The organism is Stenotrophomonas sp. (assembly GCF_032061965.1).
Classification (GTDB): Bacteria; Pseudomonadota; Gammaproteobacteria; order Xanthomonadales; family Xanthomonadaceae; genus Stenotrophomonas.
The window spans coordinates 80,931-104,579 of the sequence record NZ_DAMBEF010000014.1 but is presented as its reverse complement, the minus strand read 5'-3'; the positions used below and the strand labels follow the sequence as shown (position 1 = coordinate 104,579).

At 61.9% G+C, this 23,649-nt stretch carries 20 protein-coding genes; 7 read left to right on the top strand and 13 right to left on the bottom strand.

Annotation, left to right across the window (positions count from 1 at the left end; all coding sequences use genetic code 11):
- Positions 1 to 836, top strand: an 836-nt coding sequence (locus RT460_RS09715) for a 3-hydroxyacyl-CoA dehydrogenase family protein (protein ID WP_313318685.1), incomplete at its 5' end; no start/stop codon positions are given.
- 224 nt (positions 837 to 1,060) lie between these two features.
- Here RT460_RS09715 and RT460_RS09710 read toward each other — a convergent pair.
- The 3 genes from RT460_RS09710 to RT460_RS09700 all read right to left on the bottom strand — a co-directional run bounded on the left by RT460_RS09710 (position 1,061) and on the right by RT460_RS09700 (position 3,757).
- A complete protein-coding gene (locus RT460_RS09710; protein ID WP_313318682.1) occupies positions 1,061 to 2,059 on the bottom strand; it encodes a cation diffusion facilitator family transporter in 999 nt (332 codons plus the stop codon).
- Between the two features lie 80 nt (positions 2,060 to 2,139).
- On the bottom strand, positions 2,140 to 2,964 hold the full coding sequence (gene dsbG / locus RT460_RS09705; RefSeq protein ID WP_313318681.1) for a thiol:disulfide interchange protein DsbG: 825 nt from the start codon (positions 2,962 to 2,964) through the stop codon (positions 2,140 to 2,142).
- A 22-nt stretch (positions 2,965 to 2,986) separates the two neighbouring features.
- Complete coding sequence (locus tag RT460_RS09700; RefSeq protein WP_313318679.1) at positions 2,987 to 3,757, bottom strand: TlpA disulfide reductase family protein; 771 nt, start codon at positions 3,755 to 3,757, stop codon at positions 2,987 to 2,989.
- A gap of 162 nt (positions 3,758 to 3,919) precedes the next feature.
- Between RT460_RS09700 and RT460_RS09695 the strand changes: the two genes are divergently transcribed.
- From RT460_RS09695 to RT460_RS09675, 5 genes are all read left to right on the top strand, one after another.
- Positions 3,920 to 5,353, top strand: coding sequence for a GGDEF domain-containing protein (locus tag RT460_RS09695; protein WP_313318676.1), 1,434 nt, complete (start codon positions 3,920 to 3,922; stop codon positions 5,351 to 5,353).
- Between the two features lie 98 nt (positions 5,354 to 5,451).
- Positions 5,452 to 6,573 carry a metallophosphoesterase gene (locus RT460_RS09690; protein ID WP_313318674.1) on the top strand — a complete coding sequence of 374 codons (1,122 nt, stop codon included), beginning with the start codon at positions 5,452 to 5,454 and terminating at the stop codon, positions 6,571 to 6,573.
- A 451-nt stretch (positions 6,574 to 7,024) separates the two neighbouring features.
- Positions 7,025 to 7,792, top strand: a complete 768-nt coding sequence (locus tag RT460_RS09685) for a M15 family metallopeptidase (RefSeq protein ID WP_313318673.1) — start codon at positions 7,025 to 7,027, stop codon at positions 7,790 to 7,792.
- A gap of 67 nt (positions 7,793 to 7,859) precedes the next feature.
- Positions 7,860 to 9,551 (top strand): YadA-like family protein, encoded by a 1,692-nt coding sequence (locus RT460_RS09680; RefSeq protein ID WP_313318672.1) that lies wholly within the window; start codon positions 7,860 to 7,862, stop codon positions 9,549 to 9,551.
- A 134-nt stretch (positions 9,552 to 9,685) separates the two neighbouring features.
- Positions 9,686 to 10,171, top strand: a complete 486-nt coding sequence (locus RT460_RS09675; RefSeq protein ID WP_313318670.1) for a GIY-YIG nuclease family protein — start codon at positions 9,686 to 9,688, stop codon at positions 10,169 to 10,171.
- Positions 10,172 to 10,297: 126 nt separating this feature from the next.
- Here the strand turns inward: RT460_RS09675 and mobF are convergent, their stop codons facing one another.
- Positions 10,298 to 13,249 (bottom strand): MobF family relaxase, encoded by a 2,952-nt coding sequence (mobF, locus tag RT460_RS09670; protein WP_313318668.1) that lies wholly within the window; start codon positions 13,247 to 13,249, stop codon positions 10,298 to 10,300.
- A 74-nt stretch (positions 13,250 to 13,323) separates the two neighbouring features.
- Here mobF and RT460_RS09665 point away from each other — a divergent pair, with 74 nt between their 5' ends.
- Positions 13,324 to 13,827, top strand: coding sequence for a GIY-YIG nuclease family protein (locus RT460_RS09665; protein WP_313318667.1), 504 nt, complete (start codon positions 13,324 to 13,326; stop codon positions 13,825 to 13,827).
- Position 13,828: 1 nt separating this feature from the next.
- Here the strand turns inward: RT460_RS09665 and RT460_RS09660 are convergent, their stop codons facing one another.
- The 9 genes from RT460_RS09660 to RT460_RS09620 form a co-directional block, all read right to left on the bottom strand.
- Entirely contained in the window at positions 13,829 to 15,739 is a 1,911-nt protein-coding gene (locus RT460_RS09660; RefSeq protein WP_313318665.1) for a type IV secretion system DNA-binding domain-containing protein, read from the bottom strand.
- Positions 15,717 to 16,790: an ankyrin repeat domain-containing protein gene (locus RT460_RS09655; RefSeq protein WP_313318664.1), complete on the bottom strand. Its 1,074-nt coding sequence runs from the start codon at positions 16,788 to 16,790 to the stop codon at positions 15,717 to 15,719. The genes RT460_RS09660 and RT460_RS09655 overlap by 23 nt, the downstream gene beginning before the upstream one ends.
- 144 nt (positions 16,791 to 16,934) lie before the next feature.
- Positions 16,935 to 17,057, bottom strand: coding sequence for a hypothetical protein (locus tag RT460_RS09650; RefSeq protein WP_313318663.1), 123 nt, complete (start codon positions 17,055 to 17,057; stop codon positions 16,935 to 16,937).
- Positions 17,058 to 17,170: 113 nt separating this feature from the next.
- Complete coding sequence (locus RT460_RS09645) at positions 17,171 to 17,338, bottom strand: hypothetical protein (protein ID WP_192095073.1); 168 nt, start codon at positions 17,336 to 17,338, stop codon at positions 17,171 to 17,173.
- A gap of 160 nt (positions 17,339 to 17,498) precedes the next feature.
- Entirely contained in the window at positions 17,499 to 18,209 is a 711-nt protein-coding gene (locus tag RT460_RS09640; RefSeq protein ID WP_313318662.1) for a hypothetical protein, read from the bottom strand.
- A 42-nt stretch (positions 18,210 to 18,251) separates the two neighbouring features.
- Complete coding sequence (locus RT460_RS09635) at positions 18,252 to 21,128, bottom strand: hypothetical protein (protein WP_042613141.1); 2,877 nt, start codon at positions 21,126 to 21,128, stop codon at positions 18,252 to 18,254.
- Between the two features lie 2 nt (positions 21,129 to 21,130).
- A complete protein-coding gene (locus tag RT460_RS09630) occupies positions 21,131 to 21,739 on the bottom strand; it encodes a hypothetical protein (protein ID WP_042613140.1) in 609 nt (202 codons plus the stop codon).
- Positions 21,740 to 21,802: 63 nt separating this feature from the next.
- The gene (locus RT460_RS09625; RefSeq protein WP_313318661.1) at positions 21,803 to 22,807 is read right to left on the bottom strand and encodes a hypothetical protein; all 1,005 of its coding nucleotides are present in this window, start codon (positions 22,805 to 22,807) and stop codon (positions 21,803 to 21,805) included.
- A 196-nt stretch (positions 22,808 to 23,003) separates the two neighbouring features.
- A complete protein-coding gene (locus RT460_RS09620) occupies positions 23,004 to 23,624 on the bottom strand; it encodes a hypothetical protein (protein WP_313318660.1) in 621 nt (206 codons plus the stop codon).
- Positions 23,625 to 23,649 lie beyond the last annotated feature (25 nt).

The window sequence follows — 23,649 nt, the reverse complement described above, 5'->3', positions numbered from 1 at the left end:
CGAAGATGAAGGCCGACGCGCTGCTGACCACCAACACCTCCTCGATCCCGCTGGTCGAGCTGCGTGACCACATCCAGCGCCCGGCGCAGTTTGCCGGCCTGCACTACTTCAACCCGGTGGCACAGATGCCGCTGGTGGAGATCATCCACCACGACGGCATGGCGCAAGAGACCGAGAAGCGCCTGGCCGCGTTCTGCAAGGCACTGGGCAAGTTCCCGGTCCCGGTTGCCGGCACCCCGGGCTTCCTGGTCAACCGCGTGCTGTTCCCGTACATGCTGGAAGCCGCGACCGCCTACGCCGAAGGCATCCCCGGCCCGGTGATCGACAAGGCGGCGGTCAAGTTCGGCATGCCAATGGGCCCGATCGAACTGCTGGATACGGTCGGCCTGGACGTGGCCGCTGGCGTCGGCAAGGAACTGGCGCCGTTCCTGGGCCTGCAGATCCCCGCTGCACTGGCGACGGTGGAACAGGGCAAGCGTGGCAAGAAGGATGGCCAGGGCATCTACAAATGGGAGAACGGCCGTGCGGTGAAACCGGAAGTGGCCAAGGACTACCAGGCGCCGTCGGACCTGGAAGACCGCCTGATCCTGCCCCTGCTCAACGAGGCCGTGGCCTGCCTGCACGATGGCGTGGTGGCCGATGCCGACCTGCTCGATGCCGGCGTGATCTTCGGCACTGGCTTTGCCCCCTTCCGCGGCGGCCCGATCCAGCATATCCGCGCCACCGGCGTTGATGCGCTGGTCGAGAAGCTGAAGACCCTGCAGGCGCGTCACGGCGACCGTTTCGCACCGCGCCCGGGCTGGGACATGCCGGTGCTGCGAGAGCCGGTTGCTTGAGTTTTTGAGTAGTTGATGGAATGCAAAACGGAGCCGAGAGGCTCCGTTTTTTCTTCATGGCTGGGCGCTTTGCGCCCTTCCCCCTCTCCCCAACCCCTCTCCCGCAAGGGGAGAGGGGCTCAGTGCACTACGAGCGCCAGCAGCGTTTGCAATTGCAGCTTCAAAGCCCCTCTCCCCCTGCGGGAGAGGGGTTGGGGAGAGGGGTTGCGCGCAAAGCGCGCTACTCAGCGGTGCACATGCCCGTGATGCCCTTGATGATCCGGCCCATGCGCATGGCCTTCGTGATCATGATCATGGCCATGCTCATCGCCGTCAGCATCCTGCTTGGACTTCACCTCAGCACAATCATCCCCGCAGTGATCAACCTCCACCTGCACCGTCACGTGATCGATATCAAACCGCTCGTGCAGCAGGTCGGCCAACTGCCGGCGCAGCGCATCGGGCTGTTGCCCATCCTCCATCACCACATGCACGGTCAGGGCCGGCGTACTGGATGCCAACGCCCACACATGCAGATCGTGCACACCCGCAACACCCGCATGTCCACGCAGCGCCTGTTCGATGTCAGCCAGCACCACTCCCTTCGGCACGCCTTCCAGCAACACATTGATCGCATCGCGCAGCAACACCCACGTACGCGGCAATACCCACAAGCCGATCAATACGGCAAGGATCGGGTCAACCAGGGTCCAGCCGGTGAAATGGATGATCAGGCCACCGGCGATCACCGCCACCGAACCGAGCATGTCGCTCCACACTTCCAGGTAGGCACCCTTGACGTTCAGGCTCTCGCCGCTGCCGGCACTGAGCAGGCGCATGGCGATCAGATTGACCACCAGGCCGAAGGCAGCCACCCACATCATCCCGGTCGAGGCGATGGCCTGCGGCTGCTGGAAGCGCTGGGCAGCCTCCCAGAGAATGTAGACGCCCACGCCGAACAACAGCAGGCCATTGACCACCGCGCCGAGGGCTTCAAGACGTGCATAACCATAGGTGCGCTTGGCATCGGGCGGGCGCCGGCTCAGGCGCACCGCGGTGAGCGCGATCATCAGCCCGATCGCATCGGTGGCCATATGCGCCGCATCAGACAACAGCGCCAGACTGTTGGTCCAGAAGGCACCAACGACTTCGACCACCAGGTAGGCGGTGGTCAAACCCAGCGCCCACCACAAGGGTTTCTCGTGGCGGATTTCGTTGGGCAGGTGGTTGTGGTCGTGGCTCATGGGCTGGCTCCGGGGAACGGTGCCAGCTTAGTCAGGCGCTGGCGGCGGAGACTATTACATCGCCGCCAGCGATTCAGCGATCAGCGCGGCCCCAGCACCGCCTGCATATCATCGGCCTGCGGCATGCCCGAGCGCATCTGCACGCTGCCATCGGCATCCTTGAAGATGATGCCCGGCGTTCCCTGGAAGCCCAGATCCAGCATCGCCGCTTCATTCGCGCGCAACTTGGCCTGCACTTCAGCAGGTACCGTTGCCAGCGGCTTGATACCGCCCTTGGCGAAATTGCGTTCGTTCTCGATCAAGGCCTGCTCTGGCGACGCCGCGCCCAGGATCGCCGCGGCCTTGTTGGCGCTGTCCTCGCGTATCACGCCCACCAGTATCTGCCGGATCTGCACCTTGCCTGCAGCCACCCATGGCTGCGCCGCTTCCCAGAAGCGATTGCAGTACGGACAGTTGGGGTCGCTGAACGAATAGATGATGCGCGGCGCATCCGCCTTGCCATCGCGCACCCAATGGGTTGCCTCGGCGCGTGCCCAGGCCTGTTGCCCCATCGGACCGGACACCAGTTCCTTCAGCTTGGCTGCACTGACATCCTCACCCTTGGCATTGACCAAGGTGCCCACCACGGCGTATTCGCCATCCTTGGACACGTACACACCCAACGGACGCTGGCCGGCAACACCTGCGTAACCGGTCAAGCCCACCGGTGTCTCAAACGTACCCATGAACTCCACACCCTGCGAACGCAGGGTCTTCACCACAGCCGGCTCATTGGCATCAGCTGCCGGCCTAGCGGCAGCTGCAGCCGCCGGGGCCTTGCCCGCAGGCTCGCCATCGCGCGCACAGGCGGCCGGTGCCAGCAGCACCGTGGACAACAGCAACGTCAGGGAATGCGAACGGATCATCTTCTACCTCTCTACAAATGAATTACTGCAACTCGCGTAATCGCGCCTCAAGTGTGGCGCGCGACAGTTCGCCCATGTGCACGCTTTGCAGGCGGCCATCGGCACGGAAAAACAATGTGGTGGGCAGTGCGCGGGCACCGGTCTGCTGCATCACCTGCGAATCGACGTCCAGCAGTACGTTGCCCAACTGCAGCGTTTCATCGTGCAGATACTGCTGGACCTCATCTGCGCTTTCGCCTTGGTTGGCGAAAACAAACTGCACCTGTGGGTGCGCACGCTGCGCCGCGGCCATCACTGGCATTTCGCGCCGACAGGGACCACACCAGGTCGCCCACAGGTTGACCACGACCGGCTTGCCGGCAAAAGCCGCCAGCGGCGCCGGCCTGCCCTGCAGGTCCGCCAATACGGCGACCGGCAACGGAATGCTGGAGCGCTGTACCGCGAACACGGCCATCCCGGCGATCGCCCAGAACGCCGCGCTCGCAGCCAGACCCAGCAGTACCGGCTTGCGCAGCCCCTGCGCCCGGGTCTTCCACAGTGCATAAGCCACCGCCACCGCCACGCCGGCCCACACCGAATAGCCGCCATCGCCCAAGCGGATGATGGACAGCGGCTGGGCAAGATAGTCGGTCGCATTCAACGCCACGTGGGCCAGGCGTGCGCCGAGCAGCCCCAGCAGGAAGGCATCCAGCACTACCGCGCCGGCCTGTTTGCGAAGACCGCCCTGGGCAGCGCACAGCGCGCGGCAAAACCCCCAGGCAATGGCCAATGCCAGCAGCCCGACCAATGCCATCAACGGAAACGGCCCCGCGCTGATCACGACTTTGCCAACCTTGGCGACAACAGCCCTGCCATTGAACCTTTACTAAACATACGGGACAACACGAACTCCTCAATCTCTCGTTGTTTCTGCCGATATCGAACTTCTGCCTATCGGTAGCCGCACAGCTTACGCATGAATATCGCAACACCGTCACCTGCCGACCCGGACAGTTCTGCCCTGGCGGCAGCATGGCAACAAAGCCTTGTAACCGCTGGAGACGATGCGCGCCAAGTGCTGTCCGGCATGGCCGAGGGGAATGCCGCCGAACTGGCCGCCCATTTCTACAAGGTGATGATGAACGACACGCGAGCATCCCGTTCGCTGTCACACGAACAGGTGCGGGGCCGGCTGCAGCCTGCCATGCAGCGCTGGGTCAGCGACCTGCTACAGGCAACGCCCGAAAATGTCGCGCAGTTGATCGCCAACCAACGCATCATCGGTGACGTACACGCCCGCGTTGGCATTCCGGTGGACCTGGTCACCCGGGGTACCCGCGTGCTGAAGCAGCGCCTGTTCCAGCTCATCTGGCAACACGCCGGCCATGGCGAAACCGCACACGCCGCCATCGCCAGCCTCACCGCGTCGTTCGATATCGCGCTGGAAGGCATGACCCTGGCCTACTCCAATGCCCGCGAGCGCTCCTCACGTACCGACGCGGCCTATCGGCTGTTCTCGCTGGTGCAGAACGTCGGTACCGAGCGTGAGCGCCAGCGCGCCCTGTTGCTGGACTGGGAAAACACCCTGTTGTATGCGCTCGCCGCGCAAGGGGATGTAGGCAGCTTCCAGCCGCTGGCCCGCTCGGAGTTCGGCCTGTGGTTTACCCACAAGGGCATTCCCAGCTTCGGCGAAAGCTCGGAGACGCACCAGATCAGCAACCTGATCGCGGAAGTCGACCAACTGCTGCGGTTCGCGTTGCAGCTGGACAGCGATCCTGGCGCGCGCTTCCAGCAGTTGCAGGACGTGCGCTCCAAGGTCAGCCAGGCGCGCACGTTGCTGGGTATGCTGTTTGAACGCATCGGCGAACTGGATGCCGGCTGCGACGCCTTGACCAACCTGCTCAATCGTCGCTTCCTGCCGACGGTGCTTCGCCGCGAGATCGAGCTGGCGGAAAAGTCGGGTGGCAGCTTTGGTGTGCTGCTGCTGGACCTGGATCACTTCAAGGCCATCAACGATCAGTACGGGCACGAAGCCGGTGACCGCGCCCTGCAGCACGTCGCCGCGCTGCTGAGCCAGTTCACCCGTGGCAGTGACTACGTGTTCCGTTATGGCGGCGAGGAATTCGTGGTGGTGCTGGTGGCGGTGGATGAACGGCAGGCGCTGGTGATCGCCGAGGGCCTGTGCCGGCGCATCGCCGACGCCCCCGTCACCTTGGCCGATGGCCAGGCGCTGCCCATAAGTGCCAGCATCGGCGCCGCCCTCTATGACGGACACCCCGACTACGAGCGGGTGATGGCCCGTGCGGACGCCGCCATGTATCAGGCCAAGAAACAGGGCCGCAATCGGGTCGTAATGGGCAGCGATGCACTGCCCGCTGCACCCGGGCGCAGCGCACTGCGGCGCGAGTAGTCGCGGGCGGGATGACCAACGGATAGCACATGCCATCGCCGGGCCCGCGGCGTAGTCTGGCCATGGGTGCAGAAAGACCCCTGACATCGGAACCCCGCATGACTGTGACCCGCTTTTTCAGCATCCTGCTGCTGTGCAGCGCCCTGCCCTCATTCGGTCTCAACGCCAAGGAAGTGCCTGCATCGGCCGACCATGTACTGGCCGACGGCCCCTACATCCTCCGCGACGGCAAGCGGCTGCAGGCGCAATGGATATGCGATGACCGGGTCACGACCCGCAACTACAGGCGAGCCAGCGCCAGCATCCGCAGCGCGAACCGTGATTGCGGCTATCCGCATCCGCTGCATGTCGCTGCGCTTGCCGAACCTGCGATAGCCGTCTTGCCCGCGGTACCGCGCATCGTCGCCGTCTCCGACATCCACGGCCAGTACGGCCTGCTGCTGCAGCTGCTGCGGGCCAACCACGTGATCGACCAGGACGACAACTGGGCACTGGGTGAGGACACCCTGGTGATCGCCGGCGATGTATTCGACCGGGGCCCGCAGGTCACCGAAGCCTTCTGGCTGCTCTACACGCTGCAACAACAAGCCGCTGAAGCCGGTGGCGCGGTGCATTTCGTGCTCGGCAACCATGAAACCATGGTGTTGTACGACGACCTGCGCTACGTCAATCCCAAATACCTGCGCAGCGCGCAATTGCTGGGGCGCAGTTACCCGCAGCTGTACGGGCCGGATTCGGTGATCGGCCAATGGCTACGAACCCGACCGGTGCTGCTGCGCATTGGCGATACCTTGTTCCTGCACGGCGGCATCTCCCCCGAGGCCTTGCCGCTGGCGCTGGAGCAGAACACCACCAACATCGCCTACCAAGCCTCACTGGGCCGGCCCAAGGCCGAGGTCAAGGCCGACCCGGCAACCGCGCCGCTGTACGACGGCAAGACCAGCCCGATCTGGTACCGCGGCTATTTCGACGGGCGGCTGGACACTGCCGGCGTGCAACAGGTGCTGGACCAGCTCGGGCTCAAGCGCATCGTCGTCGGCCACACCTCCATGCCGCATGTCAGCAGCTTCCACGGTGATCGCATCATTGCCATCGACAGCAGCATCAAGAACGGCGAGAACGGCGAACTGCTGTTCATCGAGGACGGCAAGCTCAGCCGCGGCCTGCTTGACGGCAGCCGGGTAGCGCTGGCGCAGGGTCAGATCGGCCTGGACGACTGAAGGCTACGGCGGACACCGGTCGTGCCCGTCATCCCCAGCCCCTACAATGGCCGCTTCATGGCAGCCCCCTGCCCGACCGACCAAGTGGAACCCGCGTGACCGAGAAGAAGCCCGAACACACCCCGTTGATGAAGCATCACGGGCGTATGTTTTGCATCTGCATGTTTTTAAAGGATCTTTTCCGGGATCACACCTACTGAGGGCTTGCATTGCTACTCCACCGCTACAGCCTCATCCATGCTCTGTAGTGACAGCGTCGGATTGACTTCCCCTGCTTGCATGCTATCGATTTAACCGAGCCTGGGTTTTAGTCCTCCCCTGACTCACCAAGCCCTCGGCGACAGGCCTCCTCCCCCGGTTTGCCGGGGGCTTTCTTATCCAAGCCCCTCTTGCGCTTTCCTTAAAATCGAATACCCCTGAAAGCATCCATTGATCTTTCTGGGAGGAAAGCATGCAACCCCGTGTTAAATATTTTTCCGTGCTGACGGCCGTCGTTTCGATGGCGCTGGCCGGATGCTCAACCGTCAAACCCACCCCATCTAATCCATCACTGCCCTCTCTGGGTTCGACAACTCCAAAAGCTCACAGCCCCGTTTACCGCTTCTTTCATCCCAAGCAAGAACGAGTCTGGAAAGGCGTTTCGCCCTCGTTGCGGGAAAAGGCAGAAGCCGTCCTGGCCCAGTTGGCAGCAGAGGGGTATGACGTGCGGCCGGTGGAGGTCTATCGAAGCCCAGAGCGGCAAGCGGCATTGATGGCGTCGGCCAGCGGCGTCACGAGTGTTGGGGCTTGGTCCTCTTGTCACAACTACGGCCTGGCGTTGGACGCAGCCGTTTTTGTCGACGGGGAGCCAAGCTGGAACTTGAACGATCCGCACGTAACAGCCGGCTACTTGCGCTTCGGGGAGCTGTCGGAGATCGTCGGATTGAACTGGGGCGGGCGCTGGACCAGCCCCAAGGACTACCCGCATGTTGAACTCAAGTCCGAATGCAGTCAGGCCAAGCTGGCTTATCGCCAAGGCCGCAAGCTCCCCCTTTTCGCAGCACCGCTAGAGCCAGCTACTTATTTGCTTGCACGCGCCTTGCCACCAAGTTGGTGCCCTCGTGGGTCGGGTTGGGCGTGCGCGGCTTGGGGAACCGCAAAGCCATTGGCTTGGCAATGGGAAACACCGAACCGAGCATGTTTGGCGACCTTACCTAACAAGCTGAAAAAGATCACCTGATCGCCTTGCGCAAATGAAATCCCCTGCTATGGATTTAAGTATCAATCCATAACTCGGGAGGGTTCGAATGTTTCCGCATCGACTAGCTGTTTTAACTGCACTGATCGGCGCAGCTTTGTTTGTTGCGCCGGCTTACGCCCAAACCGCCACCGGCACAGGTGCCACCGCATCAGGTCCTAACTCAACGGCCACGGGTGAATACGCCCAGGCATCTGGACCCAACTCTACTGCTACAGGAGCCTTCGCCATTGCCACGGGCAATGGGGCCATCGCGACCGGGATTCAGGCCAATGCTTCTGGGGAGAACGCGCAGGCGTCTGGCACCAATGCTCAGGCATCGGGCCAGAACTCGATGGCCATTGGCCAAGCCGCGAATGCGGCGGCAGCGAGGACTGTTGCCATCGGCACTTTGAGCTTTGCTGGTGGCGAAGATGCGGTAGCCGTTGGACAACAAGCCGTCGCGACCGGTGTTAAATCGTTGGCTCAGGGGGTGCAGGCGCAAGCCAGTGGGGATCTTTCCATGTCCTTTGGCTACTTCAGCCGTTCGCGGGGCAATGCATCGATTGCTCAAGGCACCTTGGCAGAGGCAAACGCTGACCATGCCGTCGCCATAGGCACTTCTGCCGTTGCCGATGCATTTCAGTCACTTGCGTTAGGCGTTGGGGCTGAGGCCCGAGCGCAGGATTGCGTCGCTTTGGGTTCTCATAGCCGCTGTTGGGCCAGCGATGAAGTCAGCGTGGGCTCCACTTATGAGGACGGGGGCCAGAGCACCCGCCGGATCACCAACGTTCGGGCCGGAACGACCGACACCGACGTGGCGAACCTCGGGCAGGTTCGTCAGGCCGCCCAAGCGCTTGGTGGCGGTGCCACATTCGTTAACGGGAACTTTGTAGCTCCGATCTACCAGTTCCGAAGCGGGGCAACGCATCAGACCGTTGGAGCGGCGTTGGACGATCTCGATGGGCGAGTCACTGCTGTTGAACAAACTCCGGGCAGCGGCTCTGGCATTCCTGGGCCACGCGGCGCAGACGGTCTGAGCGCTTACGAGGTCGCGTTGAGCAACGGCTTCCAAGGCAACGAAAGCGATTGGCTGGCGAGCCTGAAGGGCGAGTCCGGCGCGCAGGGGCCGGCCGGCAACGATGGCCTCGACGGAACCGCAGGCACTGGTTCCGGCTCGGTGGCCAAGGCAGGCAAAAACGTTGAGGTCACCACCAACGCGGACGGAAGCCAAACCGTTGCAGTCAGCGACGACGTGCAACTCTCGGATGCCGGGTCGGTGAGCGTCGGCGCAACCACGGTCAATGCCCAAGGCGTCTCCATTCAAGGGGGTCCCTCGGTCACGACTGCGGGAGTCAATGCCGGCAATCAACGCGTGACCAACGTTCAAGCGGGCCGGGTCGAGCGTGGGTCGACGGACGCCGTCAACGGCGGCCAGCTCTGGGACGCTCAGCAAGCCTGGAACGACCGCTGGACCGATACCGACCGCCGCTTGCGCCACCAGGACCGTCGGGCCAATGGGCTCGGGGCGCAGCTCGGAGCGATGTCCCAGATGGCGACCTCTGCGGCGGCGAATGGTGGGACTGCCGTGGGCCAGGTCAACTTGAACGTTGGGGTGGGGTTCTCGGGCGGCGAAGCGGCGATGAGCTTCGGCTGGGGGGCCCGAATCTCGGAGCGCACCAGCGTCTCGGCTGGCGTGTCCTTCGGCTCAGGCAACAAGCCCGTAGCCGGCTTTGGGATCAGCATCAACCTGGGGCGCTGAACGATTGCGTGGTGAGAAAAGGAGGTGATCGCATCTCGGCAAGGGCCCCAGAAGGGGCCTTTGTTCGTGGCAGGCCTTGACGAATCGGATCTTTCTTTTATGGGTATGTAGGTATACCCATCTATGGAGGACCTTTGAACTGGAAACGCAATCAAAAATACCTGCCCCGCCCTCGGCGCCTCTACGGGTTGTTCTTCAACAACGGGTGCTGTTACGTGGGGCAGACCGTCGATCTGAAGCAGCGGGAGCAGCAGCACCGCAGCGCTCGTGGGGGTTGGCAAGGCAAGCCGTTCACCTTTGTTCCGCTTTCCAGCATGACTGGCACGCAGGCCGACGCGGAGCTGCACGAGTATGCCTGGCGCTACAAGGCGTTCAATCAGGGCTGGCGCATCTATGCCAAGCCCCCAGGGCAACTCATTCGCGATCCTCGCAGGCGCACCACGGGTTACATGAAGTCCCTGGCATCTGGCTATCGGTGGCCAGAGGCGGCCCCAGGAAAACGTCACGTTCTCGGGTCTTCACCGTCGCTGGCATGGGGGTTTTTCAAGTGGTTGATTCTCTATCCCGCACTTCTCTGCGCTGCTTTGACCCTCCTTCGCCTCGGTGCAATGGGTCTGTAGCTGTGTGGCCCGGCAGAAGCCGTAGTCCACCCTGCGATCTCTTTCAACGCGGCCAATGGGCCGCGCCTGAAAGCAAAAGCGTGAGGGGAAGAAGGCAAGGGGCGGCATGGCCGCCCTGCATGCCTATCACCGGGTGATTCCCTGCCGTTGAAGAGGGGTTTGCACCGGGACTGCCGGCTCGGCCTGTGGTCGTGGCGTGCGTCGAAGCGCCTCGAACACTTCAAGTAACCCGCGTGCCCTGCGCTCGCCCTCGCTCATCTGGGCTTGGGCCTGCCGCTGCTCGCGGTGCTCTTTCACTACCTTGTCCAGCTTGCCTTGGATGCCGCTTCGCTGCATGGGGGGCCGCTGGGCTTTCGGGGCCGCAGACGCAATGGGCTCCTGCTTACCCCCCTCTTCCACGGCTGGTTGCGAGTCATGACGGAGCCCAGCGTCCAGGACTGTGGACTTCAGTCGCTCCAAGCCCAATCGAGTGTTCAGCTGCTCCACGTCATCGTAGGTGCCGTAGAGCCTGTAGCGGCCCGTGGTGAGCCGGGTAAACGCCACCAGCGAACTGGCGTTGTCCATCATCCCCAAGTTCATGAGGTGGAACACCTCGCGCTTGCCCTGCCCTTGGGATTTATGGACGGTCACCGCGTAATCGTGGACCACTGCCTTGTGCTGGTGGGTGTTCCACACCACCTTGCGCCCGTTCTCCTTTGGGTTCTCAGACCGCAGCGTGCCGGTGATGTCGTAGCCGCCCGAGCGCGACGGTTTCATGGATTCGATGGTGGCCTGGGTGCCGTTGACCACCCCCAGCTCTTTATTCTTTGCGGTGAACATCACCCGATCCCCTTCCACCAAGGCTAGATCGAACTTGCGGCCATTGACGCGCCCCTCCACCACCACTTCATCGGTGCCGATCTCGCCGCGCTCCTTCAGCCCTTGGCGAATCCCGGCGTTGAGCGCGCCCACCTCGGCCCGGCTATGCGCCAGCACCAGCTTGTCGTCCAACGGGGCCTTGTTCTTGAAGTAGTCGGTCACGAGGCGCTCGATGGATTTCTCCTGCGAGTGGGCTTCCACGATGGAGTCCATCAGCCGCTTTTTTTGCTCCTCACCCATGTCCAGCGTTTGTTGCCGGCTGCGGGCGCCCTTCTTCAGATCTATCACCTTGCCGTTCTCGTCCCGAGCATAGAATCCCATTGCCGTCTCGCGGTCCTCCTGCCGCGCCTGCCGGCGAATCTCGGTCAACTTCACGTCGCCCACCGCCTTTTTGGTGAGCTGAAAGCCGGACCCGGCCCCGATGGGCTGCAACTGCTCTGCGTCGCCCTGGAGGATGACCTTGGCCTTCGCTTTCTCGGCATAGGCCAACAAGGCTCGGGTGTCGCGGGTGTCCACCATGCCTGCTTCATCGATCACGATCACGTCGTTGGGCTGAAGCAAGCGCTTCCCCTCATCCAAATCGAACAGCATCTGGGCCATAGACGCGGAGGGCATCCCCGATTCCGCTTCAAGCTTCTGGGCGGCCTTGTTCGACACGCACACCCCCAAGAGCACCATGCCTTCGGATTCCAGGGCCTCCTTGTAGAGCTCCGAAATCGTGGTCTTGCCCGTGCCTGCCAGGCCGCTCAAGTTCGCTACTCCACCACTGCCTCGGCAGATGTGGTTCACGGCCACCAACTGCTCCTGCGTAAGCTGGAAACCCTTGACTTGCTGGTAGTCCTCGATGACGCGATTCACCGTGGCCTGCGAGGTGTGGTGCTGGGCCTCTTTGGCACGGCGGTTGGCGATGTCCACCACCGCTTGCTCGGCTTCCAGCATCCACGGGGCGCAGAACCGATCCTCGGTGTGCTTGCGGGCCAGCGTCAGCCCCCGGTCTTCGTCTGCCAGGCGCTCGGCGTTGACCAGCACCAGGCCATTGTCTTGCTTGAACTGTTCAATGCGGGCATCGAGCCCTGCCGCGTCCAGCTTGCCGGCGTATTCCATCCCCAGCACCCGCACCAGATCAATGCGGTTGAACACCGCCTCGTTCTGATGCAGCAGCTCCAGCAACTCGGCGTCGCTCTTGTGCTCCACTGCGTCCAGGTTGCCCTGCGCCGCTTTTAACGTTTCCGGGGTCAGCTCGAAGCCCTTCAACGCTTCCTGCCAGTGCTCCGCCAGCTCGGCATACGTGGGTTCGTGCTTGTGCTTGCGGGTGGCCTTGTTCGCCTGCTGGTTGGTGACCCCGTGCTGCTCTGCGTATTCGAGCAGGGCCTTCCGGCGCTTGCTGAAGTGGTCGATGACGTCCTGGTCGATGCCGGCCAGGCGTGCGTAGGATCGGTCGGTTTCTTTGCCGTCGTCGTCCAGCTCCCGGACGTGCTCGACCTGGTAGCCCAAGTCCTGAAGGTTCTTGTAGAGCTCCAGCTTGTAGATTTCGTCCATGGCCCGGGCATGCCGGTAGATTTCGACGGCATCGAAGGTCGATTCCTTGCCGTCCTCGCCCAACGCCACCCCGTAGACCAGGTGGTGGGTGTGGAGATCCATGTCCAGGTCTCGCCCGGCAAAGTGCTGGTGGCTGGACCACACCAAGCCGCTGACGCCGATCACGTCTTTGCCGCCTTTCCCGCGGCGGGTCTCGACCATCGATTCCAGGCGGTTCATCGCCGTTGCAGAAGCGGCCTGGTGCGCCTTGAGCACCGCATCGCGCCGTTCTGGCGTTTCCATTGCAAAGAGAATCCCGACGTCCTTGGGCGCCGACACCGTGACGTCATAGCCGACCCGGTGACCACCGACCACAACAACCTCGGGCTTGCCCTGGGCATCCATGATGGGATCCCCGTTCTTGTCTACCTTTGGCCGCACCCTCCCCTTGTGCCCTGCGTTCTGGCATAGCGCCCTCCCCGTCAGTGGGTCGAACCCCTCAGCCAACTTGCTCATTGTCTCGCGTGTCACCGCGGCAGAGAGCAGGTTGAGGTGCGCGGCCATCTTGCCGCCCCACGCCATGGTGTCCTGCGCGTTTCCGTCTTTGTCGAAGTAATACTCGGTAGCCATCAGATACTCAACGACGGCTGCACCGGACTTGTTGTCCGTGCCTTGGGCGGTCAATGCGGTGACGTTGAACATGGGGCTCTCCTCTGCGGGTGTTCCCCAATGCATAGCAAAAATGCTCAAATCAGCAATGGGAATCGGAGGCCTGGATGATCTATTTCTTCATTGAAGACACCGACGAGCTGGTCAAGATTGGCCGAACCAAAGACATCGAACGGCGCCGTCGCAATCTACAAACTGGGAACCATCGCAAGCTGTTGCTGCTCGGCTGGATCCGCACCGACGACGACGTCCGCGTGGAGAGAGAGATCCACGAACACTTCAACGTTCAGCGAGGCCACGGCGAGTGGTTTCACATTGACCCAGCGGATGTCCTCCCAATCCTCTCGCACTTTGGCATTGACGGCTTTGTGGGGACGACGGAGGACTCATTCGCCATCGTAGGTCATGACCGAGATGGCATACCCGAATACATGGGTGTCTGGAACTGGGGTGACTTGGAGTTCGAAGAGTGCTGCCCGTTTTGCGGATCCTTCTGCGGCATGCATTTCCAAGACGCTTCTCACATGTATCACTGCATCAACTGCGACCGGCTTGAGAGCTTCGAGTTCTTGTCACCAAGCTACGGCCAGGATGAGGAAGAGCGAGATTGATCTACTTCCGGAAGATGTGTTCCAGCTCATCGTCACTGACGGCGCGGAGCTTCGGCGGCGTTGCCCCCCGCTTCTGAAGCTCTGCGCTGGCTTGATCGGCGGTCAGTTTCAGGACGCGCTGGACCTCCGCGGCGCTCTGCGCGTTGGCTTCGGGCAGGGAATTTTTCTGCACCGGTTGCGCCCCCTGCTTGGTCCACTTCGCACGTTTCTGGCCATCTCGGACCTTCGGGTAGCTGACGCCCGGCCAGGACAACAACAACAAATCGCCGGAGCTCTGCACGATGGCCCGGATGCCCCAGTGTTCCTTGCCGTAGGCCTTCCCTTTGCGGAAGCCTAGATCGTCGGTGAGCCGGCCTGGTGGCACAATCGCCTTGCTCTCCTCGTGGATGGTCGCCTTGTCGTCATGCGTGCGCCAAGCAACGGTCCGCTTGCCCAGGTTCCGGCTGATTTTTTCTCGCGTCTCGCCGACCTGCAACTGGCAAACAATGTGTGTGCCGACCAACCCACTGAATGCCCGGGCTGTCTTGTCGCCGTAGACCTTCTCAACCTGGCTCCAGTCCTGCACGGCCATGCAGGCCACTACGCCTTTTGAGCGGCCCAGGGCCAGCAATGGCTCGATGTTGAGCTTGCCAGCTGATGTGAGCTCATCGAAGAAGAACCCCAGGAATCGCCCGGCTTCATCATCCGGCAGGCTCGGCCCAATGATTTCTGGCACCGCGACGTTGATCATGGCCGAGATGTAACTGCGCGCAAGCACCTCGTCCGGCCCTGATTGAACGATGACCTGCTTGCGCCCCGTGTAGTCGTCTTTGATCCAATCCAACATGGAGAACATGCGCCGGGGAATGCGCTCAGGCCAGGCCAGGGCCAGGCGCTCGATAACCGCCGTTCCGTTGGCGAGGACGGCCATGCAGCTGGAGGTGGTGTTGCTGTCTGGATTGGAAATCAGCGCTCCTGCACGGGGGTAGTAGAGCGTCATGGCCTCCCCCATTTGTTCAGCGGGTCGGACAACCAACTCGGCCAGTTCTGACCACCCCCAGTCCTTGCCTTTCGTCGCTTGTAGCTCGCGCACGCAGCCTTCCAACAGCGCTTGCGCTGCGGAAGCCCAGAACGCCCCAGAGCCTTCTTCGCTGGGAATGATTGATTGGGAAAAAGCGGCGGCTTGGGTCACGGTGGCTACGTCCCTACCCACGTCCCAGACCCAGCTGCGTTTGTCGAACGGGCAAACAATCGCCGGCCGTTTGAAGATGGAGGTGAAGTCGCCCTTGATGTCATAAACGAAGGCTTTCTTGTTTAGCCGCATCACCTGCTCCAGCAGGTGCTTGAGGATGACGCTCTTGCCCGAGCCCACGCTTCCGTAAAGGAACATGTGACGAGCCAGAAGCTTCTTGGAGACCATCCAATCCGGGTGCAGCGACAAGGCATGCACCTCGTCTTCCCGCTCTTTCTTGGTGAGCGAACGCCGGCGAGCTTCAGTCAGCGCTTCTTTGCCCTGGAGCAGTTGAGCACCGGATACGTGCCAGGTGTTCGAGCGAGGGATGAGGCCCCGGCGGGTGACCCACGCAGCCGCCCACCCAGCTAACCCTGCAGCAACTCCAATCCTCGCCAGTGTGCCGAAGGTGGCCTGCTCGCGGGCGACCTCCCAGAACGCGCTGGCCGGCTCACGCAGGGAGATGGTGCCGGTGGCAAGGTTGCCCAGCGCCGCCAGGCTTCCGGTGAGGCCTTGGCTGTAGTTCATGAGGGTGTGGCTGCTCCCAATCTGCCAGCCCAGCCATAGCGCGGCTGGATAGGTCACCGTGGCGACGCAGACCCCGGACAGCAGGGCCTGGGGCCAATACCGGACGTCCCGGCTTGGCTCGATGCTCGATGGGACCGTCCAGCTCCAGCAGTCATAGACCGAAGGCTTGCTCACGCCCCTTCCCCCTTCCCCGGTGCACGTCACCAGGCTTCCGCCCTTCCCGGTCCAAATGCCCGGGGTCCGCGCCTGCAGCCAGCAACTCCAGGCAGCAACGCGCATGATTGTGTTGGGCAGCAACGTGGAGAGGTGTTTCGCCAAGGGGGTTGCCCAAGGCTGGATCCGAGCCGGCCCGAATCAACCGACGAACGATGCCGGGGTGGCCGTGGCGCGCAACAAGGTGTAGCGGCGTCTCACCATTGGTGTTGGGGACATTGGGCTCGGCCTGCATACCCAAACACGCCTCCACCCCATCGAGGCTCCCCGTCGTTGCGTGGTCGCAAAGCCAAGTCTGCCAAGGCGCTCCGTAGAGCCCTAAGTGCGGAGAACGCGCATGGGCAGCAGCAATCACCTGGCTCCCATGCATCCGTGTCAACGCGTCGCCGTAGGTCGCGATGAGGTGCTGTTCTGTCGCCTTTGCCTGCTGCTCGGGAACCTCGAAGCGCTGCAGCACGCGGGCAATGTCCAAACGCGGCAGGGGTGGCGAAGGCAGCTCGGGCTGGGCCCGCAGCGCCTGGAGCCGATCGGCGGCGATGCGGTTGGCCTGAACCTGGTCGATGGATTCGCGCAGTTCCGACAGGAGGCCGGCCCGTTGATCACTGGGCAGCAAGGCGTAGATCTGAGCGAGCGCCTTGTGTCCTTTGACGCCGGCATAGATCGTCGCATCCAACTGATAGGGGGAAAGAGCGGGTCCAACCTGGACCAGCGTGGCATGGCCGCCCTGACCCAGCTCAAGGTTGATTCGATTGGAGAACCGGCTGGGCGTCATCACCCAGTCGAAACCCACCTCTGTGCAGGTGTCCAAACCAGCAACTTGGGCCTGACGGCAGAACTGCTCGGCCAACGCCAGCGCTTGCCTGGGGTCGGACGTGGCCAACTGCTCGTGGTGCTTGCCGTAGAACCGGGCAAGGGTCAGCGGGTGGAGGATGGGGTGGAGCAACGACTCATGGGGACGATTCAAAAAATCGCCCCCGCTCAGGGTTGCTTGATTGTCGATGTGGGGTTCCATCCCCATTGCATACCGGTTTTTTCCGGTTTGGCAATCACCCGCAAACTTTCAGGAAGAGTGCAATCCCGACCACAAAACCGACCTGAAGGACAAACACGACGTTGTGCAGGTCCATTTGTTCTAGATCGGCGCGGATCCAGGCAATCATGCCAACCAGCCGGCGACGTTTGCGACCACGTAGCTCACCACGGAAATCCCACCCAGCGTGAGCAACAGGTTTCCCACGTTGTCTACCGAAAACTCATAAGCGTCAGCGAAAATATGCATGAGGACCTCCCTCGATTGTGTTTTGTGTAAACCCAGTCAAACACAAATGCACACATTGGCAAGCGCGAAAACGAGAAGCGCTCGACAGTTTTCCATTTTAGTCAACGCCGTAACTATTGCTTGATGAGATGTTCTTTGATCAGTCGCGAGAGGGCATCGGCCAGGGAGTAACCATGCTTGCGCGCATACGCCTCCAAGGCTTCACGGCACTCGGGCTCAACCCGCGCATTGATGACGGCGGTTCGTTTTGGCCTGGCAAATCGCTTGGGATTGTTGTTCATTGCTTCAGCATGCGTCCGCTTTTCCCTTTGTCAAACCCCGATCCTTGCTGTTGCCTTAAGCTGCTTTTGACGTTGCATTTATGGGTAGATCGGACCACTCATGATTCGACGCTGCATACACAAAGGGCCCCGAGGAGCCCTTTGTGGGAAGCGTCTGTCTTCACTGACGGAAGACGTTGGGCTGGCGCTCGCGATCCTGCTTCTGCCAGTCGAACTCGCTCTCGTATTTGCGCATCTTTTCCTGCTCGGCCTTTGCGGTGGCAGCAAAGGTGGCAAACCCGAACTTGCCATGTCCGTATTGGGGCACGCTCGCCTCCGTGCCACCGTCTCCCCCCTGCGTGGCTTGACGGTTCTTTCGCCATTCGTCCACCCGCATCATCGGGGTCTCGACCGCCCCATCGACGCGCTGCTCCTGCTTTTTCTCTTCCGAGGGCAGCATGCCCAGGCCTTGACGCTGCTTCACGGTCTCGTTGAGCTCGTCCTGCTTGCCTTGCATGCGCGCCTGATGCTTGGCTACCACCTCCGGCTCGGATTGCCGGGACCATTCCCGGATGTCTTTGCGTGCTTCCTTCAGGCCGGTCTCGATGCCCTGCAGCTTCTCGTCGTATTCGGCTCGCTGCTTCCGAAGGAAGAGGCCGGGGCGGCCGGCCACCTCCATCTCGTGGCGTTGAAGGCCTAGACTCTGAACCTGCTCCTCCAACTGGATGATGCGCTCCGGATCGAGGCGCTTGTCCAACGAGCGTTGCATCTTGTCCACGTCGCGCTGCTCGCTCTCGGCTTTCCGGTCCAGGGAGGTCCATTGCTTGGCGTCCTCACTCGTGGAAGCGGCCATGCGATCGCGAAACTGCTGGTCTTTTTCGTTGTTGCTCATAGTGATTGGCTCCTACTGTGCGGGGATATTTGGGAGGGAGGCTTACGCCGCCCTCGATGCTTTGATGGCCTTGACCACGTCGTCGACCTTGTCCAAAGGCAAAAACGGGGTCTTGCAGATGTCGGCCCGCCGAACACCGGCGCGGTTAAACCAGAGGATGGCGCGCCCCTGCTGGTTCAGCAGCCCGTTGAACTCCGCCTTGGAGAACAGCGGCTGCGACTCGCGGTGCCCGTTGGCCGGGATCTCGATGTCTTTTGTCGCCTTGATGCCCGTGAACTTTTGCCCCACCCATCGGGCCTTGCTGACCGGGTCAATGTGGCTTGCTACTACGCGACCGGCACCAGCCTTGCGCAGCTGTTTCATGCCCGCCGCGTTGGGGTGGTTGGGATCGAACAGGGCGTTGTCCAGCACCGCCTGAAGACCATTTTCGTAATCCAGGCCAGCCGTTTTCTGCTTGAAGACGGTCATTTCCTCGACTCCGAAGCGCAGTTCCATGTATTCGTAACTCTGAGGCGAGGTGCGATACAAGGCCCAGTTCTGGAAGCTGTTGCAGAACTGCTGGGCAGCGGCTTGCGGCAGCTTGGCCAAGATGCCCTCGTATCCCTGGGTTGCGTAGATGCACGCCATTTTTGTTGAGCGAGAGATCGGCAGGATGCGCTGCTCTTCACGGCCAATCAGGTTCTGGCATTCGTCCATGATCTGGATGACGGGCAGCTCACCACGTTGGCGCCACTCGGCCTCGCTGACTTCGTTGCGAAGCTTGATGCCGGTGTAGAGCCGTTGGCTGATGAGGTTCTGGACCAAGATGCCGGCCGTCCCGTGCCGGGTGTCTGGGACGTTGACGCCCATGGATGTCCCCTTCAGCACGTTGCCGACGTTGACCGACCCGTGCTCAATGCTGCTCCACGGCACCCCTTGGTCGTCCACCAGGTATTTGCCGCGCATGAGCGGCACCAGCCTGTTCTGAACGTTGGCCATGAAGCTGCCACGGGTCTCTGCGGCAAAGGACGGCCACGTCTTGAGCACCCAGCCGAACGACTGCTGGAGCAGCGAACCGGGCTGCAGCAGATCCGGATGGATGGTCTGCGGGGCCGTTGCCAGCCGCTGTGCCCAGTCAGCCTTGCGCGCAATAAAGTCTTCGTCGTTGCCCAAGTGAATGGGTTGAACCCCGATGTAGCCCGCCGCAGCCAGCAGGCCTTCCCCGGGAATATTGCTGTTGGCGCGCACGTCTCCGATTGCTTGAATCAGTTTGTCGAAGCGCTCCAGCGTCCACTTCCATTCCCGCTCTGCGGCAAGGGCCTGAATGCGCTCTTCCAGCTGCACGCCAAGCCGGTTCAACGCATCATCAATGTCGGCGACGTCTTCCCCATTGGCTTCGTCGTAATCCCTGACCTGAAGCAACCCTTCGATCTCGGTCTCCAGCTCAAGCTTTTTCACCGCATCCAGCGCACGCAGCTTGAGCTCGTGGTGATGAAGCGCTTCGAGGATCACGGCGGCGTGGTCAATGACCAAACTCGAGATGCCCGTCCAGATGTCCGCGTTGTCGTCTTCCATCTTGGTGTTGGTCAGCGCTGCTTTGAGTCCCTGCGCGTCCAAGCCTTCGATCAGTCCCAGGTGAACGCCGGTCTCAATCACCATGTCCAGCATGCCCCGCACCTCGCCCGCCAAGGCGCCCTTGCCGCAAAAGACCGCGAACGCACACGGGTAGCCGGATTTAAGAATCTCGGCCATCAACCAGCGGATATACGCGGACTTGCCCATGCCGGTTTCGGCCCAGATCATGGCGTGCATGAAGAGGTCCTCAACGGAAATGCCCGCTGGCGAATCGGTATCGTAGGACTTCTTGACGCCCTTCTTCCGCAGGTGGCCCAACGCCACGCCCCACTGGATGAAGGGGCTGGGGTCGGCCAGCGCTTTGCGGACCTGGGTCTCCAATGCTTGGCTGTTAAGGTCCTCCATGAGGCCTTGCTTGCCGAGGTTGAAGCGCGCGCTCTGGGACTGAAGAACCAAGGTGCGTTCTTTGTAGTCTCGTGCGTAGTAGACGAAGCCGTAAGCACCGGCCATCACGAACCAGAGGAAGCCCCCGATGACCGGCGGGAAGAGCATCGTCATGGCGATGGCGACCAAGCCGGCAGTGCTCCACAACGCAAACCCTTTGATCCGGGTCCAACGGCCTCCCCAAGCCTCGTCGTCCTGTTCAACAGGTGCAATCAGGCAATAGAGCAACCCGGCTAACAGATAGACGTTGAGGATCGTTGCAAACACGCCAAACGCAAAGCCGCTGGATCCTGCCGCCAGAAGCAATCCCTTGGCCGCCGCAAGGGGAAGCACGAAAGTCAGCACGGCTGCCCTGAACGCCTCGGGCGCCTTCTCGCTGCGCGCGATCGCGCGCACGTAGGGCACCACCGCCGGCAGCAGAAGCCAAGCCAGCCATCCCACGACTGGAATGGAGGTCAGGGCAGCGATCACGGCACCGATGGTCGGCAGGGCTGCATACATCAAAAACAGCGCGGTGCTGTCCCCGCCCTGCAAGCGATCGTGCGGATGGACCAGGCTTTCGATGACTTGACCGTCCCTCGACAGCTCGGCACGTCCCTCTTGGTTCTGCAGGTCCCGCGGAGCCGAGGGCCAGAACGGCGCGAACTTTGCGTCTTTCTCGTCCAATGCGTCAGGGACGACGTAGGTGTTAGTTGTTGCGTCGTAGACGGCTCCCAGTGCCTCCGCTTTGGGCCCGTAACCGGCTGGCACCACCAACCTACGGCTCGACACACGGTTGTGTGCGTTCACTTGCCCGCGAACGTTAGCAAAACGTGCGGCGACGTTGAACCAAATCCGATCGGCCACCGGTCGAGCCGGTGCTCGCAGCAGCACGCGATGTTTGAGCTGCACGGCGACGTCCAGCAGCGAATAGATGTTCATGATCATTGTTCCCCCTTGGTCGCCAATTCGTTCCACACGCTTGAACACAACGAAATGTCGCTGTTCGTATAGCGGCCGGTCTTGAATTTGTTTTCGCAATCTGCCCTCACCTTGGGGTCTGTTTCCTCTTCGGCTTCGGGCGAAGCTCTGTCTGCCGTCAGCATCGGGGCGGATAGGCTTTCGTTCTGAGGCGCTGCTTTGGAGGAGATCAGCGCCCTAACCCCCCTCTTCACGTCCACCTTGCCTAGCAGCGAAGCGCCCTGACCAATGGGAGAGCCCTTCCAATCAGCGAAAGGAGCAGAGGCCAATGCACAGACCACGCTGACAGCGGCAACGGCCAAGAACGTTGCTTTGGGAATCTCCGCCTTGCTCACCAGTCGGGCCTCCTCCGCGTGCTGCTGGTCGATCTGCCATGTTTTGAAATCGTGTTTGTGCTCTTGAACCGGACGGTCCACAGCCAAGTAGTAGTAACTATCAAGGACATCCTGAAGTGTGCCCCGAAGACCCAAGCCCTCAGGGCGACCGAGGAATCGTTCCCCGTGCCAGCGCATGAAACGGGACGTGACTGAAACCCCCGTGTCTTTATATGGAAGAAACAGCCAACCCAACATAACGCCTCCCTTTTGTGTAGATACCCATTACTTGTAATGGATCATTTGGTTTCGGCAAGGGGATTAGTTGATCCCGGCCTTCTTTGCCCATGCATCCATGTCGTCGTCGGCTTTTTCCTGCCATCCGTTTGTTTCATCGGGTTTTGGCTGGGTCGCGGGGACGGCGTAGGCTTTCGGCTTTGCCGCTGGCCGGGCCGCAGGCATCGAGACCTTGGGTGTAGGCGTGGGATCGGCAATGACAGAGCGGACGGGCTTTGCGGCCGGCGCTTCAACCGGGAGGATCGCGGCTGGCAGGGGCTTAGCCTTTGCTTCTACGGTTGAGGCAGGCTCACCCTCCACCGGCACGGTGGGCGGCAGCGGATCAACGACGGGAGCCGGGCCCGGGGTGGCAACAACCGGGGGCACTGCCACTGCGGTTGGCGTGGCCGCAGGCACGGCCGGCGTTTCGGAATCGTGGCGAGTGACCCACCATGCCGTAGTGCCCACGAGCACTAGGACAACAAAAGCAGCGGCAGCCAAGGTTTGCCAGCCCTTCGTCCGACTCGGCACGTTGGTGGGGGCATGGTCCGGCGTTGCCGATACGACGGGCGCCCCCTGAGGAATACTCATAGAGACGGATGGGGATTGCTGATCAGGGGTGACAGGGTCCACCACTTCATCGGGCAGGTCGCGCAACTGCGGGAGCGTGCCCATCCCGTCGTAGATCAATGCAGCGACTGCGGGGTGCTCACGAAGCGCCCTGGCTATCTCTTTGGCTGCTTTATTCGCATTGGCTTCCATTGGAACCAGTCGCTCGAGCAGCGCTGTTTCGTCCTCCGACTCGACCGTGGTTTCCGTCACAACCGGTGGTGAAATCGCCTCGGGCTCAACCTGCAGCATCTCGGCAGGCGCAGCGGATGGAATCGCGGCGGCGGCGTTTTGCGCTCGCTCTGCTTCCTTCTTCCCCTTGGCCTCTGCTGCCCGGCGTGCGATGGCGTCTTGGGCCTCCTTGGATTTTTCGACCGCCTTCTCTGAGATCTCTTTGGCCTTGTTCCCGAACACGCGGCCCCAATGCTTGGCAGCGTTCATGACCTCGCTTGCGCCTGGCGAAGGAGCGGACCGCTCAGGGCTCGGCGTCCCTGGCATTGCCGGGCCGTCGTCAAACATTTCAGCCAACTCTTGGAGGCGGCGGAGCTCTTCAGGGGATGGGTTGTTGCTCATGGTTCCTCCAGGAGATTGAGAGAGATTTGGACCAGGGGCTCACGCCCCCGGTCCACGGCTGGCATCAACGAACGTCGGGAATCGGCGTGACACGGATCAGGAACGGCTCGCCGTTCTCTCCGCATGCCACTTCGGCCTTGTGGCCTTTCAGGGCACCGCGGCTCTGCAGCTCATCAAAAGGAATCGGACAGACAGCCAGGTCACCGCCTTCGAACCGAACCGTCAGTTGAATGTTCGAACGCTTGATCAGGGCGGCCAGCTTGTCCAAAGTTGCGGACGTCTTCTGGTTGACCGGCGCCATGTCCTCGGGCTTGTAGCGAATGGTCAGTGCGTCCAACGCCTCTGCTTGCCCGTCCGGGGTCTGGACGGTCTTAACGCGGATTTGGGCATCCAAGCCAGCAGCCTTGGCTGCATTTGCTACTTCCTGGGCTTCCTTGACCTGAGCGCGATAGCTGGCAATGCCACCTACGACGGCGCCGGCAGCGCATGCCACTGCCGCCGCCTTGTCTTTCTTTCCGGTCAGATAGGCCAGGCCACCGCCGGCCAGGCATCCGATGCCGCCGGCCTTGAACAAGCGCAGCTTGTCCGTCTTCTTCTGCGGTTCTGGCGGGGCCGCGTCTTGGGCAAACGAAAGACCCGGGGCGAGCAATGCGCCAATGGTGAGAGCGAGTGCGAAACGTTTCATGGATAGGTCTCCTTTGAGGCAGTGG